Origin of the sequence: Streptomyces sp. x-19, assembly GCF_046549115.1 — a bacterium.
Lineage (GTDB): Bacteria > Actinomycetota > Actinomycetes > Streptomycetales > Streptomycetaceae > Streptomyces > Streptomyces albulus_C.
Window position 1 is genome coordinate 512,293 of record NZ_JAJPWK010000004.1, and the last position, 15,575, is coordinate 527,867.

Below are 15,575 nucleotides of genomic sequence, written 5' to 3' on the forward strand. Positions count from 1 at the left end.
CTGGGCGTCGCCAGGTGGTCGCTGTGCCGTCCGAGTACCGCCAGGCCGCCCGGTTCGGCGGCTTTGGATGCTTGTCACTCCAGGCAGCACGGAATGGGTAGGAAACCTGATGCTGTGGCCGTCGTAGGTCGACACAGGGCCGGTCGTACGTCACGGGCCGTCCGCTTGAGCTGCGGGGCCGGGGCTGCTTGGGCCGGTCTTCTTCCAGGAACGAGGTAGAGAAATGCCGTACGTCGCCCAGGATCGACCGCGCATCGGCTGGATCGGCACCGGCCGCATGGGATTCCAACTCGCCGCCCGGCTGCTGGACGCGGGGCACGACGTAGTCGTCTACAACAGGACCCGCGCCAAGGCCGAGCCCCTGGTTGAACGGGGAGCCACGGTCGTCGACCAGCCGGTCGGTTTGGCGGACCGGGACGTCGTCTTCAGCATGGTTTCCGCCTCGCCTGACCTGGAGGCCGTCATCACAGGGCCGGGCGGTGTGCTGACCTCACCCGATGCCGCACCGGGGGTGCTGGTGGACAGCTCCACGGTGTCGACGCAAACCTCCGCGCTGATGCGGAAAGCAGCCACCGAGCGTGGCACCGACTTCCTGGCCGCCCCGGTGAGTGGGAACCCGAAGGTGATCGCCGCGGGCAAGTTGACCGTTGCGGTCTCCGGCTCGCGCGAGGCGTTCGACCAGGTCGAGCCGTTGCTCGCCCTGCTGGGGCGCGGAGTGACCTATGTCGGCGAGGGGGAAGTCGCCCGGCTCGTCAAGATCGCACACAACGTCTTCCTCGGCGTCGTCACCCAGTCGCTCGCCGAGATCACCGTTCTCGCGGAGAAGGGCGGTGTCAGCCGTTCCGCCTTCCTGGAATTCCTCAACGCATCCGTGCTGGGTTCGCTCTACACCCGCTACAAGTCGCCCGCGCTGGTCAACCTGGACTTCACACCGACGTTCACCATGCCGCTGTTGCGCAAGGACTTCGACCTGGGGCTTTCTGCCGCCCGCGAGCTGGAGGTCCCGATGCCGCTCGCCGCCGCCACCGCTCAGCTGATCGCGGGTGCCATCGGCGCGGGGCACGTCGAGGAGGACTTCGCCGCCCTGATCCTCGAACAGGCCAGGAACTCCGGCATCACCCTGGAGGCCCAGGACATCCCCGTGGACGACGGCCTGTCACCGCACGCCTGACCGGCCCTGACTCGGCCGGATCGCAGGAGACGACGAGCGGCCTCGACGAGAACGCGCGGACCGAACCGCCAGCCGGGATGGGAACGGCTCATGGGGCTGCCAGCCACGCCAGCAGGCGGCCCCGCCACCAACAGCGGCCGGCGGCCTCGGCGCGCCGAGCGGACCGGTCGAAGACGGCCAGGCGATGATGCTGTGGCCGGACGCGCATCGATCACCAACAAGATTCCCAAGGCCCGGCTGGACAAGGTCCTGACTGACAAGACGATGACGACCAAGTTCCTCACCGGCCACGTCGTCGGTGAGAAGATCGCCCCGGCCAAGCTCGCTGACGGCTCGTACGAGACGCTGGCGAAGAACAAGCTCACCACGTCCGGCTCCGGCGAGAACTACACGGTCGACGGCTCCGCCAAGGTCGTCTGTGGCAACGTGCAGACCGCCAACACCACCGTCTACATCATCGACACCGTCCTGCTGCCCAAGAGCTGACCGGAGCCTGAGTCCGGGTGCCCCGGTGCATGCCGGGGCACCCGGGGGACGGCGACCGCAGCAGGCTCGGCCGTCGCCGTCGCGGGTGTCACAGGCCAGGCGGCGGGCACCGACGCCCTGCCGGCGAAAGATAGTTGACATAGCGTCAGATACCGTTCCACGTTCGCGCTCGCCCTTCCTGTCGGCGGCGAGCCCCGTGAGATCGGCGCAGTGGAGATCGGCCGCACCTCAGGCCACCGCTGCCCGGCTTAGCGTGGAAGGCGTGAGCATCGAGAGCGACATCCGCGAGTTCCTGGCCTCCCGCCGCGCCAAGATCACCCCCCAGCAGGCCGGGCTGCCCGCCTACGGCACCAACCGCCGGGTAAAGGGCCTGCGCCGCGAGGAAGTCGCCATGCTCGCCGGCGTCAGCGTCGACTACTACGTCCGCCTGGGACGCGGCCGTATCACCGGGGCCTCGGAAGAAGTCCTCGACGCCGTCGCCAACGCCCTCCATCTCGACGAGGCCGAACGCGCCCACCTCTACGACCTGGCCCGCGCCGCCGCCAAACGCCCGGCCCACCGCAGGCGCGCCCGCGGCCCGCTCCCCGACAGCGTCCTGCGCGTCCTGCACTCCATGACCGACTCCCCGACCTTCATCCGCAACGGCCGCCTCGACATCCTCGCCACCAACTCCCTCGGCCGCGCCCTGTACTCGCCCCTGTTCCGCGACCCCACCGCCCAACAGGCCAACATCGCCCGCTTCCAGTTCCTCGACCCGCTCGGCCGCGACTTCTTCCCCGACTGGGAGCAATCCCTGAACACCACCGTGTCCCTGCTGCGCACCGAGGCCGGGCGCGCCCCGCACGACAACGACCTGACGCAGCTGATCGGTGAACTCGTCACCCGCAGCGAGGAATTCCGCACCGCCTGGGCCAAACACAACGTGCGCCTGCACCACACCGGCCGCAAGTCCTTCCGTCACCCCGCCGTCGGCGTACTCACCCTCGACTTCGACGCCCTGGACCTGTCCGCCCAGGCGTTCTGTGCTGCGGACCGGCCCCTGGGCGGGCAACGGACTCCGACGACTGCGGCCGGGAACGGGTTCCGTGGCGAGGCGCGTCAAGACTTCGCCAAGCAGTTGCGTGATCTCGCAACTATGCCGTTATGCTTCTGGAGGTTTGAAGAAGGCACCTCGTTCGGTGAGGCGTCTGCACGGACACAGGCCACTGACCCGACGACGTCGAGAGACGCCCAGGTTCAGGACAGGTCTCCCCGGCCTAAGGGGTGACCCCAAGTGGCTTCCCCACAAGCGGAATACGCCGTGCAGTGCCAAAGCTCTGACGAGTTGGGGTGAACCGGTCATCGGGACCGGTCTGCTCCTTGCCGCGTCGTCCAGCGCCCACGTGCGCTCCGGCCGGGAGGAGGCGAGAGACATGGACTGCAGTTGCAGTAGTCCGGGCCACAGTAGGCCCGTCATCCGGATTCGCATGTCCTTCTCGACCTCCGGTACGCGGTAACCACCTCTCCCGCGCGCACGCGCCTCCACGCCCCAGGCACCCGTACGGCCTTCGCCGTCCCGGGTGTCCGGGCTGCGCGCTCGCAACGGGACGGCTCCCGCGCGCCCTCAACACCGCTCCCCAACGGGGGAATTGGGAGGCCCGCCATGACCAGCCTGATCAACGACAAGACTGTTCCCGCACCGCGCAGCGCCGTCCTCGACGACGCGCACGTGGGCGACATCCGCGGTGCGCTCGGCACCATCAAGCACGACGACACCGGCGAACGCCGGGGTCTGTCCGCCAAGCTCAAGACGTTGTTGGCGATAGTCGGCCCCGGCCTGATCGTGATGGTCGGCGACAACGACGCCGGCGCCTTCGCCACGTACGGCCAGGCCGGACAGAACTACGGCACGCAGCTGCTGTGGACCCTGCTCCTGCTCGTCCCCGTCCTGTACGTCAACCAGGAGATGGTGCTGCGTCTCGGCGCGGTGACCGGAGTGGGGCACGCGCGCCTGATCCTGGAGCGGTTCGGGAAGTTCTGGGGCGCGTTCAGTGTCATCGACCTGTTCCTGCTCAACGCGCTGACGCTGGTCACCGAGTTCATCGGCATCACCATGGCCGCCGACTACCTGGGGCTGCCGAAGACGGCCTCGGTGGTCCTGGCCGCAGCCGTCATCATCGCTTCCGCCTTCACCGGGTCCTTCCGCCGCTTCGAGCGGATCGCCGTCGCCCTGTGCGCCGCCTCGCTCCTCCTGGTCCCGCTCTACTTCATGCTCCATCCCAAGACGTCGCAGATGGCCCACGACTTCGTGACCCCGGTCATCCCTGGCGGCAGCGGCGAGTTGGCCACCGTCATGTTGCTGATCATCGGGATCGTGGGCACCACCGTGGCGCCCTGGCAGCTGTTCTTCCAGCAGTCCTACGTGATCGACAAGCGCATCACCCCGCGCTTCATGAAGTACGAGAAGGTCGACCTGTGGATCGGCATCGCCATCGTCGTCATCGGCGCCGCAGCCCTGATGGGCCTGGTCGCCGCCGCGTTCGCCGGGACGAAGGGCTTCGGCGACTTCACCGACACCGCGGGCCTGATCAACGGCATCTCGGCCAAGGCCGGCAAGGTCGCCGGTGTCCTCTTCGCGATCGCCCTGCTGGACGCCTCGATCATCGGCGCGTTCGCGGTGTCGCTGTCCACCGCGTACGCGATCGGTGACGTGTTCGGGATGAAGCACTCCCTGCACCGGGGCGTCAAGGGCGCCAAGGGCTTCTACGCCGTCTACGCCGGCCTCGTCGCCGCTGCGGCCACCATCGTGCTGATCCCCGGCTCCCCGCTCGGCCTGCTCACCCAGGGCGTGCAGACCCTCGCCGGCGTCCTGCTGCCCTCCGCCTCCGTCTTCCTGCTGCTGCTCTGCAACGACAAGCAGGTCCTCGGACCGTGGGTGAACGGGCCCAAGACCAACGCCTTCACCGCGGCGGTCGTCGGCGTCCTGGTGTCACTGTCGATCATCCTCACCGCCTCGGTGCTCTTCCCCGACATCAGCGCGGCCGCCATCCTCGACATCATGGCCGGCTGCGGCGTCGCCGGGGTACTGGCCGCCGGCTACGCCTTCACCCGCCGGCGCACCGCCACCAAGGAAGACCCCATCGACCGCACCGGCCGCGACTCGTGGCGGATGCCGCCGCTGGAGACGCTGACCCGGCCGGTCATGTCCACCGGCCGCAAGATCGGTATGGGAGCCCTGCGCACCTACCTGCTGGTCGCGGCGGTCCTGGTCGTCATCAAGATCGTCCAGGTTGCCCTCGGCAGCTGACCCGCGCACGTCGACGACCGATCACTCCCGTGCCGGGGTGGCGGCGGGACCTCCCCGCCCGCCGCCACCCCACCGACCCCTCACGGAGATGGGAGGGCACCCATGCGCCTTCTCCCGCACCTCACCAAGCTCACCGCACCGGCCCGGCGGCACCACCACGCCACCGACGAACGTCCTGACCCGAGCCCCACCGGCCACATCTGCCCGCGTGTGCGGTTGGCCCTGCAGGACGGCACCGAGCGGGAGTACCTGCTCGACGGCCCCGGTACCTGCCCCCTTCCCCGCGACCCGCACGCCAGGTACGAACCGCGCGTGCACCTGGCCTACCTCCTCGCCCAGCAGGGCCACGACGCCCACTGGCTCGCCCGCTTCGCCGACCTGCCGCTGCCCGCGGCCGATCGCCTCACCGAAGCCGCCTCCTCGGCCACCCGAGCCGGATACGCTCCGTAGCTCCCGCGGGCGCTGAAGCCCGCACACCACCGCACCGTTCACCCGCCCCCGGCCATGCCTGTCCTACGCCGACAGCGCGCCGCCCCACGGAGGTGACTCCCGCATGTCCGTCTTCACCGCTGTCCACATCCACCGGCCCGCCCTCCGCCGCGGGAACACCCGCCGCGTCGTACGCGACTTGCTCTCCGCAGTGCTACGGCGCATCGCCGACAGCCCTCTCGACAGCCCCGTTGTCCGCACACTGCCCCGTCCGGCGTCCGCGGCCGGGGCGACCGGCCGGGAACGGCCCACTGGGCTGCACGCCCACTGGCACACCGTCACGGGCCCCGATGGCCGGCCCCGCCTCGAAGCCACATGGCACTAGCGGCTCCGCGGACGCCGCACCCGTAGGGACCCGCGCCCGCTTCCCTGCCCGGAGAGGTCATGGCGCCCCTCCCCCATCCGGCCCGCTCCTGCGAGCAGGTGAGCACTGCCCGCCATGCCGCACCAGCACCCCAAGCCGGCGCCGCCTCCGACGCCCCATGCCCCACGCCCCACGCACGGCCGTCCTCAACACACCGAGCCGACAGGAAACGACATGACCATGAACCACCGCACGGCCGACCGCGTCCACCACGACCGGGCGACCCCGCCCGCACCACGAGTGCGGGACACGACCTGGCCCGTCCCGCGGTCACCGCACACCCCCGAGGCCACGGAGCCGCCCCAGGCCCCCGTGTACCGCGTGGACGGCCTCGTCGTCGACTGCGCGATCCGACGCGCCTCCATCGAAGGCCGTCAACTCCCCCTCACCTGTATGGAGTTCGAGCTGATCGCCCATCTCGCCGCCTACCCCGACCGCATCCACACGCGCCGCCGGCTGATGGAACTGGTGTGGCAGCAGGCACCCATGGGCGACCTGCGCACCGTAGACGTCCACATCGCCCGGCTGCGCCGCAAGCTCGGCCCCGACCACCGGGCGCTGATCCGCACCGTGCATCGGATCGGCTACGCGTTGGGCCCTCAGCCGCTGCCCGGAAACCGCTCCGGGAACACCGTCTGACCCCCTACCCCTCCCACCGCTTCCCGACCGGACGTGACCCACGAGGTACCCATGCGATCCCTGCCCCGTACGCATGCGACGATCCGCTGGTCACCGGCCTGGTGGCGCGTGTGGCCCAGGTCCACAGCACCCCACTTCCCCCGGCCGGCCCGACCACCCCGGCGTCCCGGAAACGTCACGCCCGGCGGTGCCGAAGCCCTCGCCAACACCGACCCCACCGCCGTCGCCGCCGGAGCGCCGCACCGAGCGCCCGGCGAAGGAGGCCGTCGCCCGCCCGGCGCCCCCGGTCCGCCCGCCGCGGACCAGTGCCGTACTCGACGAGGCCCGTCTCGGCGACATCCAGGGCGCCTGCAGCGGCGGAGCCGAGCAGCACGCCGCTGATCACGGGGCGCTGCCGGGAGGTGGCGAGAACGATCAGCAGCAGCTCGGCGCCGGCCACGACCAGAACCGCCACCATGGCGATGACCTCGGCATTCCTCCGGCCAGGCACGATCCTCATGGCATCTCACCTTCCCCTCCCATCGTGGCTCTGAGATGCGTCCCGTGAGAAGAAGTGGCGCAGGCGGTGATGGCCGTGCTCTCGGGTGGGAGCGCGGCGCCGGTGAGGCGGCTTCTCGCTGGTCAGCGCCCTGGCGGAGGTGCGCGGCGCTCACATGTTGATCATGTGCCCCGCCAGGCCGTGGATCGCTTCCTGGATCGCCTCGCCGAGGGTGGGGTGGCCGTGGACGTTGCGGGCCACCTCGTGGACGGTGAGGTCCCACTTCTGGGCGAGCGTCAGTTCCGGGAGGAGTTCGGTGGCTTCGGGGCCGATGAGGTGGGCGCCGATGATCTCGCCGTGGCGGGCGTCGCTGATGATCTTGGCGAAGCCCGCGGTGTCGCCGATGCCGTGGGCCTTGGCGTTGGCGGTGAACGGGAACTTGGCCACCCGGACGTCGAAGCCCCGGTCGCGGGCCTGTTCCTCGGTCCAGCCGAAGCTGGCGATCTGCGGCTGGCAGAACGTCACCCGCGGGATCATCACGTAGTCCAGTTCCATGGTCTCCGCGCCGCCGATGGTCTCCGCCGCCACGATGCCCATCGCCTCGGCGGCGTGCGCCAGCATCAGCTTGGCGGTCACGTCCCCGATGGCGAAGAGGTGCGGCACGTTCGTCCGACACCGGCCGTCGACGTCGATGGCGCCGCGCTCGGTCAACCGCACGCCGGTGTTCTCCAACCCGAAGCCGGTGGTGCGGGGTTGGAATCCGATGGCCTGGAGGACCTGGTCGGTCTCCAGGGTCTGGCGCTGGCCGCCGGTGGTGACCGTGACGCGCACCCGCTCCCCGGAGTCGTCGATCCCCTCGACACGGGTGGACGGCAGGACGTTGATGCCCAACTTGCGGTAACGCCGAGCGAGTTCGGCGGACACTTCGGCATCCTCCAGCGGGACGACGCGGTCCAGGAACTCGACGAGGGTGACCTCCACGCCGTAGTTGTGGAGGACGTAGGCGAACTCGACACCGATGGCGCCCGCGCCGGCGATGACGATGCTCCGCGGCAGTTCGTCGGAGAGGATCTGCTCCTCGTAGGTCACCACCCGGCGGCTGAGCGAGGTGCCGGGCAGCAGTCGGGTCACCGAGCCGGTGGCGATGATCGCGTGGTCGAACGACAGGGTCTCGGTCCGGCCGTCGCCCAGGGTGACGTGCAGGGTGTGCGGGTCGATGAACGCGCCGACCCCCTCGAACTGCTCGATCTTGTTCTTCTTCATCAGGAAGCGCACGCCCTTGGCCCGGCCGTCGGCCACCTTGCGGCTGCGCAGGTACGCCTCCCGGTAGTCGAAGGTGACGCTGCCCTCGACGTGCATCCCGAAGGTCTTCGCCTCCCGGTTGACGAGGTGGGCGATCTCGGCGTTGCGGAGCAGCGCCTTCGACGGGACGCAGCCGATGTTGAGGCAGACCCCGCCCCAGTACTTGGCCTCGACGATCGCCGTGCGCAGGCCGAGTTGGGCGGCCCGGATGGCCGCGACGTACCCACCCGGGCCGGCGCCCAGGACCACCACGTCGAAGTGCGGACTCATGCCCGACGTCCGCGTCGTTCACCGTTGTGGGCGCGGGACGGGGACCGTCCGGTGATTCGCTGGCTCATGCTCGGCAGCCTAAGCGGGGGTGCCCGGGGCCGCAGCGCGCCGCGGTCCAGCCGGGGGCCGGCGGTGCGGTGCGACGCTGCGGCGGTGCAGGTGGGCGGTGGCCGCGGCCTCGTCGGCGGCACGGCTGCCGGGCGGTTCGGCGACGGCGGGCGGGCCGGAGCTCCGCTTCGTTCAGGCCGCCTGCGGGGCCCCGACGAGTTGCTGTACCAGTTCGTGTTCGTCGGACTGCGAGAGGGACGTCTTCAGCACCGTTCCGCCCAAGGGCTGGAGGGCGGCGGCGAACTGGCCCTCGTTGAGCTTCGTGGCCATGACGACGACGGCGGCCTTGCCTGGTTCGAGCAGTTCGTGGGCGCGGTCGCGGAACCGCTTGTCGAGACCGGACTGGTTGAGCTTGCCCGCCAGTCCGCCCAGTGCGGCGCCCAGCAGCCCGATGGCCGGCATGAGGAACAGCATGCCCATGACCAGGCCCCACAGTGCTCCCGCGGTGGCCGAGGTCGCGATGGCGCGGCGTGGAATGTCGTCGTGCGTGTCGACGTGGGTGTGCCCGTCGGCGTCGGCGGAGACCACGGCCAGGCCGGTGAGGACGACGGCGTGCTTGCGTTCCAGCTCCAGGATGCGGCTCTCCGCCCGCCTGGCGTGCTCCGCGCTGTCGTACCCGATCATGATCAAGTCTGACATGGGTGCCTCCCTCGCCTCAGGAGGCCACCGGCTCACGCACGACCGGACGCGCCTCGCGGTGTCGGCGCCTGGCGTGCGCGGTCAGGTGTGAGTGCCTCCTCCTTCTTCAAGCTAGCCCCGGCCCACCACCGTGTGCACTTCATGCGCGCGGGGCCGGGCGCCGGCAGCCGTCCGGCCGGCCCGTCGGACCTGCGCCACGCTCCCCCAGGCACGGTCTGGGAGCCCGCCAGCACGCGGCGAGGGCCCGGCGACCGAAGTCGCCGGGCCCTCGCCGTACCGCCGTGACGGGTGTCAGTTCGCCGTGTCGTGGCTGAGCTCGATGTCGCACTCGGCCTGTCCGGAGGCGGTCAGCCGCAGCGGGGTGGCGGCCGGCGGATAGCCGCTGGCGATCAGCGTGTACTCGCCGCTGTCGAGGTCGGTGAAGACGTACTCACCGTCGTGACCGCTGGTGGCGCTGCCGACGACGTTGCCCGCCGGGTCCAGCAGGGTCACCCGGGCGTCGTCGACCGAGTTGCCCTGGGCGGTCCGGACGGTGCCGCGGACCTGCGCGCCCAGCGTCAGCCGGACCTCGTACCAGTTGCGGGAGCTGGCGGCGACCTCGACCTGGAGGGCCGACGGACGGTGGCGCTCTGCGCTGACCGCCAGGGTGTAGCTGCCCGGGGTCAGTTCGTCGAACGCGAATCCGCCGTCCTGGCCGACGACTCCGGAGGCCACGACCTCGCCGCGGACGTCGGTGGCCACGACCAGCGCACCGGGGACCGGGTCGTCGTTCTTCTCCTCGCGGACCTCGCCGGACAGGCCGGCCGCGCCGCTGAGCGTCAGGTCGAACGAGACCGCTTCGGCGCCCACCACGACGGTCAGGGCCTGCGGCTTGCGGGCGCCCGCCGAGCCGATCAGCACGTACGTGCCGGGACCGGTGGTCGGCAGTGCGTAGCCGCCGTCCGCGTCGGTGGTGGTGCGGCCGAGTTGCCGCCCGCCGACGCTGATCAGGGTGACCGCGGCCTGGGGAACCGGCCGGCCGCCGCTGTCGCGGACGGTGCCGCTGATCAACGCGCCGGACGCGGCGTCCGGGACGCTCTCGGCGGCCACGGCGGCCGGGACGACCGCCTCCGGGGCCGGGACGGCGACCGGAGTGGCGTCCGCCGCGGGCGGCACCTCGCCGTTGGCCTCGGCCTCCGCCTGGGCCCGTGCCTGGAGGCCGGAGATCTGCCGCAGCGGCACCTCCTTGATGAACCACATCAGCACGAAGGCCAGCGCGACGACGACGGCACCCATCAGGAAGACGGTGTGCATGGAGTCGGCGAAGCCGCGCTTGAACGGCTCGGCCAGTCGCGGGTCCAGGTGCTGGATGAACGAGGAGTCGCTCAGCACGCCCGAGGAGCCACCACCGGTGGGGTGCTTGAGCATGTCCAGCACCGGCTTGCTGGCCGGGTCGTGCAGGACCGCGGGGTCCTTGAGCGCGCTCTGGAAGCGCGCGGTGGACGCGGCGCTCTTGAACGCGTCGCCGATCTTGTCGCCGACCGTGCTGAACAGCACCGACAGGAAGATCGCGGTACCGGCGGTGGCGCCCATCTGACGGAAGAACGTGGAGGAGGCGGTGGCCACGCCCATGTCCTGCGGCGGGACCGCGTTCTGCACGGCCAGCACCAGGGTCTGCATGCAGCCGCCCAGGCCGAGACCGAAGACCAGCATGTAGACCATGGTTTCCCACAGCGCGGTGTCCCACTGGACCCGGTAGTGGAAGAGCAGCATGGCGGCGACCATCAGGGCGGTGCCGACGATCGGGAAGATCTTGTAGCGACCGGTCTTGGCGGTGATCTGGCCGGACACGATGGAGGCGATCATCATGCCCGCCATCAGCGGCAGCATCTCCAGGCCCGACTTGGTGGGGCTGGCGCCCTTCACGATCTGGAGGTACTGCGGGATCATCAGCATCCCGCCGAACATGCCCATGCCGATCAGCACGGACAGCAGGCTGGTCTTGCTGAAGGTGCCGTTGCGGAACAGCCGCATCGGGATCAGTGCGTCGTCACCGATCCAGCGCTCCACGAAGATCCAGGCGATGATCCCGACCACGCCGATGACGTAGCAGGAGATCGACTCCGCCGAGGTCCAGCCCCACTCCCGGCCCTGCTCGGCGACGAGCAGCAGCGGGACGACGCCGATGGTGATGGTGAGCGCGCCCCACCAGTCGATGCGGCGGTTCCGGCGGGTGTGCGGGATGTTGAGGACCTTGGCGACGACGAACAGCGCGACGATGCCGATCGGCACGTTGACCAGGAAGACCCAGCGCCAGCCGGTGATGCCGAGCAGGCTGGCCTGGCCGGCCAGCGCGCCGCCGATCAGCGGACCGGCGACGCTGGAGGTGGCGAACGTGCCGAGCATGTAGCCCTGGTACCGGGCGCGCTCCCGGGGCGGGACGATGTCACCGATGATCGCCAGTGCCAGCGACATCAGACCACCGGCGCCCAGGCCCTGGAGGGCGCGGAACCCGGCGAGTTCGGTCATCGAGGTGGAGAAGGTGCAGAGCACCGAGCCCACCACGAAGATGCTGATCGCGGCCAGGTAGTAGGGCTTGCGGCCGTGGAGGTCGGACAGCTTGCCGTACAGCGGGGTGGCGATCGTGGAGGTGATCAGGTAGGCCGTGGTCGCCCAGGCCTGCTCGCTGAGCCCGTGCAGGTCGTCGGCGATGGTCCGGATGGACGTGCTGACGATCGTCTGGTCGAGTGCGGCGAGGAACATCCCCAGCATCAGGCCGCTGAGGATGGTGAGGATCTGGCGGTGGCTGAGTCCCCCGGCCCCGGGTATCGCCTTGGCTTGCGCCCCTGGCGGAGAGGTGGCTGTGCTCATCTACGTATCTCTCCCTGCTCCACGGTGGCGCCCTGGTCTCCGTCGGGGCCCGGCCGTGCGTGTTGACGTTCTGCAAAGTCCTTGTTGAGCCGACCCATCAGCCGGATCAGGTCGGCCCGGTCCTGCGCCGACCAGGCTTCGAGGATCTCGGCCAACTCGGCGTCACGCTGACGCCGGTAGTCCTCGAAGCGGGCCCGCCCCGCCTCGGTGGCGGTCAGCAGCGAACCGCGCCGGTCCTCCGGATCCGGTCGGCGCGCGACCAGGCCGCGCTCGACCAGCGAGCGCACCTGTCGGCTGACGGTGGACAGGTCCAGGAAGGCGTCGGCGGCCAGATCGGTCGCCCGTTGGTCGCCTCCGCACACCAGCCTGGCCAGCAGTACCCGGTCGGCCGCCCCGGCGTCGTGCTTGACCCGTTGTTTCCAAGCTGCGATCAGCCGGGTGAATCGGACCATTTCCGTCCCGAGCCCCGCGGCTGCTTCGTCCAGGCTCGACGTGGCGGTGATCTCCGAGATCCCAGCCCCGTCGCAGGCATGGACCGTGCCGTTGCTCATCGTCGTGATCCCTCGCACTGAATGCGTGCATGCGTAACTCCGTGATCCAGCCGGTCCACTGGATACGTTGCTTGTATCCAGCAAGCATAGCGGGTGCGTGCGGGTGTCACCGACCACAGGGCGAATTCATGCGGCGCGAAGGAGCACCGAAGCGCCAACCGCGCGCCCCCGACACCACCACCCCCGTGGCAAACCGCCACCACTGGGTAGGCATGCCGGAAATACGCCATTTATTCGGCAATCAGGAAGGAGATGCCATGTCGTCGAAGCGTCGCCGCAAGAAGAAGTCGCGCCGCAAGCACGCGGCCAACCACGGCAAGCGCCCGCAGCCCTGAACCACTCCGCACCCCAGCAAGGGCCGACGGTCCGGGCGGTTGCCGGGCGGCATCCCACCGGCAACCGCCCGACTTCCCCAGACCCCTCGCCCACACCCCCCACCACTTGGTTTCCCAAAGTCGTAGCTTGGAAAAACCAAGTTCCACCGTTACGCTCCCCCTTCGAGATCAGGAACGGGGAAGACGGCGGCCACGCCCCTCCCTCCCTCGACGTCCTGGCTGATCGTCGAGGAATGCGCCGGCGCCGGCAGCGAGCGGGCCGGAGACGGACGAAGACGAAGGAGACGAACATGCGCGTGGTGGTCCTCTGCGGCGGAGAGAGCGCCGAACGGGACGTCTCCCTGGCCTCCGGCCGGTCGGTGGCCGGGGCCCTCCTCGACCTGGGGCACGAGGTGACGCTGGTCGACCCGGCCGCCGCGGTGCCGGTCCTGGCCGGACCGCTGCATCCCGGCGACGTGGTCGACGCGTCGGCGGTGGGGAAGGAGCCGCCGTCCCTCTCGGAGGTGCAGCAGTCCAAACGGCGGATGCATGCCGCCCTGACCGGCGGTCCGGTCCTGGACCTGCTCCGCGACGCGGATCTGCTGTTCCTGGCGTTGCACGGCGGCTGGGGCGAGGACGGGCACGTCCAGGCGCTCTTGGAGATGGCCGGCCTGCGGTTCACGGGTGCGGGCAGTGCGGCGTGCGCGGCGGCCTGGCACAAGGGGCGGGCGCAGGCCGCGATGGGCGCGGCCGGCGTGCCGGTGACCGAGCGGGTGGTGTGGCGACCCGGGGCGACCGAGGTGCCGCCGGACGTGCGGCGCCTGGCTGCGGACGGCCCGGTGGTCGTCAAGCCGGTGGTGGGCGGTTCCAGTGTGTCGGTCCATCACGTGGCCGGCCCCTCGCAGTTGGCAGAGGTCGCGGCCGAGGCCCGCGCCGGTGGCGTGGAGCTCATGGCGGAACCGTTCCTCCCGGGGCGGGAATTCACCGTCGGCGTGGTCGGCGGCCAGGCGCTCCCCGTGGTGGAGATCGAGCTGACCACGGCGGTGTTCGACTACGCGGCCAAGTACCAGCCGGGCGCGGTCAGCGAGGTGTGCCCGGCGCAGGCGCCGGCCGAACTCACCGCGCGGCTCCAGGAGTTGGCCCTGCGCGCGCACCGGACCCTCGGGTTCGGCGATGACGCATACTCCCGCACCGACTTCCGCTGCGACGCCGACGGCGAACCGAGGTGCATCGAAGTGAACGCCCTCCCGGGCCTGACGGCGACGAGCCTGCTGCCGCGGGCGGCCGCGGGCGCCGGGTGGACCTACCCCGACCTGATCCGGCGCATCATGGAGCTCTCGCCCCGCTGAGTCCGCCCGTCCCGCCTGGTCGACGGGGGCTGCGGGCGTTCCGCCACCGTCACGGCGGAACGCCCCGGGCATCGCCCCTTGACCGGGCACCGCCCGGCTCATCGGCTGACGTGTGGGACACAAGTGGCCCCGCACGCGGAGCGCCGCGTCGCCGTCGCCGCCGGACGGGGCGGTTTCGAGGTCGGGTGCGCGTCGTCGCGTGCGGGGCCGGTCGGCGACGTCAGTGGGCGATGCCGTCGATCAGTTCGCGGGCGCCCTGCCGCAGCAGTGCGACGGCGACGGAGGTGCCCAGCGTCTCGGGGGTCAGCGGACCGGCCCACTCGTGCGCGTTGAGGACGGTCTTGCCGTCGGGCGTGAAGACGCTGGCCCGCAGGGAGAGCTCCCCGCGCCGGTCGCTGGTGGCGAACCCGGCGATGGGGCTGTTGCAGTGGCCCTGGAGAACATGCAGCAGCATCCGCTCGGCCATGGTCTCGCGGTGCGTGGCGGGGTCGCCGAGGCCGCTGACGGCGTCGATGGTGTTCGCGTCGTCCTCGCGGCACTGGAGAGCCAGGACGCCGGCGCCGATGGGCGGGCACATGGCGTCCACCGACAGGATCTCGGTGATCACGTCGGGGCGGCCGATCCGCTCCAACCCGGACACGGCGAGCAGCAGGGCGTCGGCCTCACCGGCGGCCAGCTTCTCCATACGGCGGTTGGCGTTGCCGCGCATCGGCACGCAGTCCAGGTGCGGGTGCGAGGCGGCGAGCTGGGCGATCCGGCGCACCGACGAGGTGCCGATCCGGGTCCCGGCGGGCAGTTCGTCGAGGGTGAGCCCGCCCGGGTGGATCAGCGCGTCCCGGACGTCGTCCCGCTTGAGGAAGGCCGCGAACGTCGTGCCGGCCGGCAGCGGCCGGTCACCGGGGATGTCCTTGACGCAGTGCACCGCGAGGTCCGCCTGGCCCGCCAGGAGGGCGGCGTCGACCTCCTTGGTGAACGCCCCCTTCCCCTCCACCTGCGACAGCGCCCCCATCCATCGGTCGCCGGTCGTCTTGACGGGGACGACCTCGGTGGTGATGCCGGGGTGCAGCGCGGCCAGTTCGGTACGGACGCGCTCCACCTGGGCCAGGGCCATCGGAGAGTCACGGGACACGATGCGAATCAGTTCTGGGGCGGACATGGCGCCGATGATAGACCGTCAAATTCGGACAGTTACCGACAGCACGTCGGAGTTCGAGTGCGTCGCGTCACTCCGCTCGGCCCGCGCCCCGCTCCCACCAGGCACTCCCCCGGTCCGGCTCGC

12 protein-coding genes, 2 pseudogenes and 1 riboswitch are annotated in these 15,575 nt (G+C 70.7%); of the genes and pseudogenes, 8 read left to right on the forward strand and 6 right to left on the reverse strand.

The window, feature by feature from the left end; all coding sequences use genetic code 11:
- Positions 1-223: 223 nt before the first annotated feature.
- The 6 genes and pseudogenes from ACLJT4_RS14845 (at position 224) to ACLJT4_RS14870 (ending at position 6,435) form a co-directional block, all read left to right on the forward strand.
- Positions 224-1,171 (forward strand): NAD(P)-dependent oxidoreductase, encoded by a 948-nt coding sequence (locus ACLJT4_RS14845; protein WP_411122773.1) that lies wholly within the window; start codon positions 224-226, stop codon positions 1,169-1,171.
- Between the two features lie 177 nt (positions 1,172-1,348).
- Positions 1,349-1,657: pseudogene (locus ACLJT4_RS14850) on the forward strand (fasciclin domain-containing protein); the annotation flags it as partial.
- 262 nt (positions 1,658-1,919) lie between these two features.
- Positions 1,920-2,672 (forward strand): annotated as a pseudogene (locus tag ACLJT4_RS14855) (helix-turn-helix transcriptional regulator); the annotation flags it as partial.
- Positions 2,673-2,820: 148 nt separating this feature from the next.
- Positions 2,821-2,993, forward strand: a riboswitch (M-box (ykoK) riboswitch).
- A gap of 306 nt (positions 2,994-3,299) precedes the next feature.
- Positions 3,300-4,943, forward strand: a complete 1,644-nt coding sequence (locus tag ACLJT4_RS14860; RefSeq protein ID WP_411122774.1) for an NRAMP family divalent metal transporter — start codon at positions 3,300-3,302, stop codon at positions 4,941-4,943.
- A gap of 102 nt (positions 4,944-5,045) precedes the next feature.
- Positions 5,046-5,393, forward strand: a complete 348-nt coding sequence (locus ACLJT4_RS14865) for a hypothetical protein (RefSeq protein ID WP_411122775.1) — start codon at positions 5,046-5,048, stop codon at positions 5,391-5,393.
- A gap of 577 nt (positions 5,394-5,970) precedes the next feature.
- On the forward strand, positions 5,971-6,435 hold the full coding sequence (locus tag ACLJT4_RS14870) for a winged helix-turn-helix domain-containing protein (protein ID WP_411122776.1): 465 nt from the start codon (positions 5,971-5,973) through the stop codon (positions 6,433-6,435).
- Positions 6,436-6,610: 175 nt separating this feature from the next.
- Here the strand turns inward: ACLJT4_RS14870 and ACLJT4_RS14875 are convergent, their stop codons facing one another.
- From ACLJT4_RS14875 to ACLJT4_RS14895, 5 genes are all read right to left on the reverse strand, one after another.
- Positions 6,611-6,934 (reverse strand): hypothetical protein, encoded by a 324-nt coding sequence (locus ACLJT4_RS14875; protein ID WP_411122777.1) that lies wholly within the window; start codon positions 6,932-6,934, stop codon positions 6,611-6,613.
- 150 nt (positions 6,935-7,084) lie between these two features.
- Positions 7,085-8,485 carry a dihydrolipoyl dehydrogenase gene (gene lpdA, locus ACLJT4_RS14880; RefSeq protein ID WP_411122778.1) on the reverse strand — a complete coding sequence of 467 codons (1,401 nt, stop codon included), beginning with the start codon at positions 8,483-8,485 and terminating at the stop codon, positions 7,085-7,087.
- Positions 8,486-8,725: 240 nt separating this feature from the next.
- On the reverse strand, positions 8,726-9,232 hold the full coding sequence (locus ACLJT4_RS14885) for a DUF1269 domain-containing protein (protein WP_411122779.1): 507 nt from the start codon (positions 9,230-9,232) through the stop codon (positions 8,726-8,728).
- 291 nt (positions 9,233-9,523) lie between these two features.
- Positions 9,524-12,082, reverse strand: a complete 2,559-nt coding sequence (locus ACLJT4_RS14890) for an MFS transporter (RefSeq protein WP_411122780.1) — start codon at positions 12,080-12,082, stop codon at positions 9,524-9,526.
- Positions 12,079-12,633, reverse strand: a complete 555-nt coding sequence (locus ACLJT4_RS14895; protein WP_016576462.1) for a MarR family winged helix-turn-helix transcriptional regulator — start codon at positions 12,631-12,633, stop codon at positions 12,079-12,081. The genes ACLJT4_RS14890 and ACLJT4_RS14895 overlap by 4 nt, the downstream gene beginning before the upstream one ends.
- A gap of 257 nt (positions 12,634-12,890) precedes the next feature.
- Here ACLJT4_RS14895 and ACLJT4_RS14900 point away from each other — a divergent pair, with 257 nt between their 5' ends.
- Entirely contained in the window at positions 12,891-12,968 is a 78-nt protein-coding gene (locus ACLJT4_RS14900; RefSeq protein ID WP_411122818.1) for a 50S ribosomal protein bL37, read from the forward strand.
- Positions 12,969-13,258: 290 nt separating this feature from the next.
- Complete coding sequence (locus ACLJT4_RS14905; protein WP_411122781.1) at positions 13,259-14,296, forward strand: D-alanine--D-alanine ligase; 1,038 nt, start codon at positions 13,259-13,261, stop codon at positions 14,294-14,296.
- A 220-nt stretch (positions 14,297-14,516) separates the two neighbouring features.
- On the opposite strand, the gene hemC is transcribed toward ACLJT4_RS14905, so the two are convergent.
- A complete protein-coding gene (gene hemC / locus ACLJT4_RS14910; protein WP_411122782.1) occupies positions 14,517-15,452 on the reverse strand; it encodes a hydroxymethylbilane synthase in 936 nt (311 codons plus the stop codon).
- Positions 15,453-15,575: the final 123 nt, after the last annotated feature.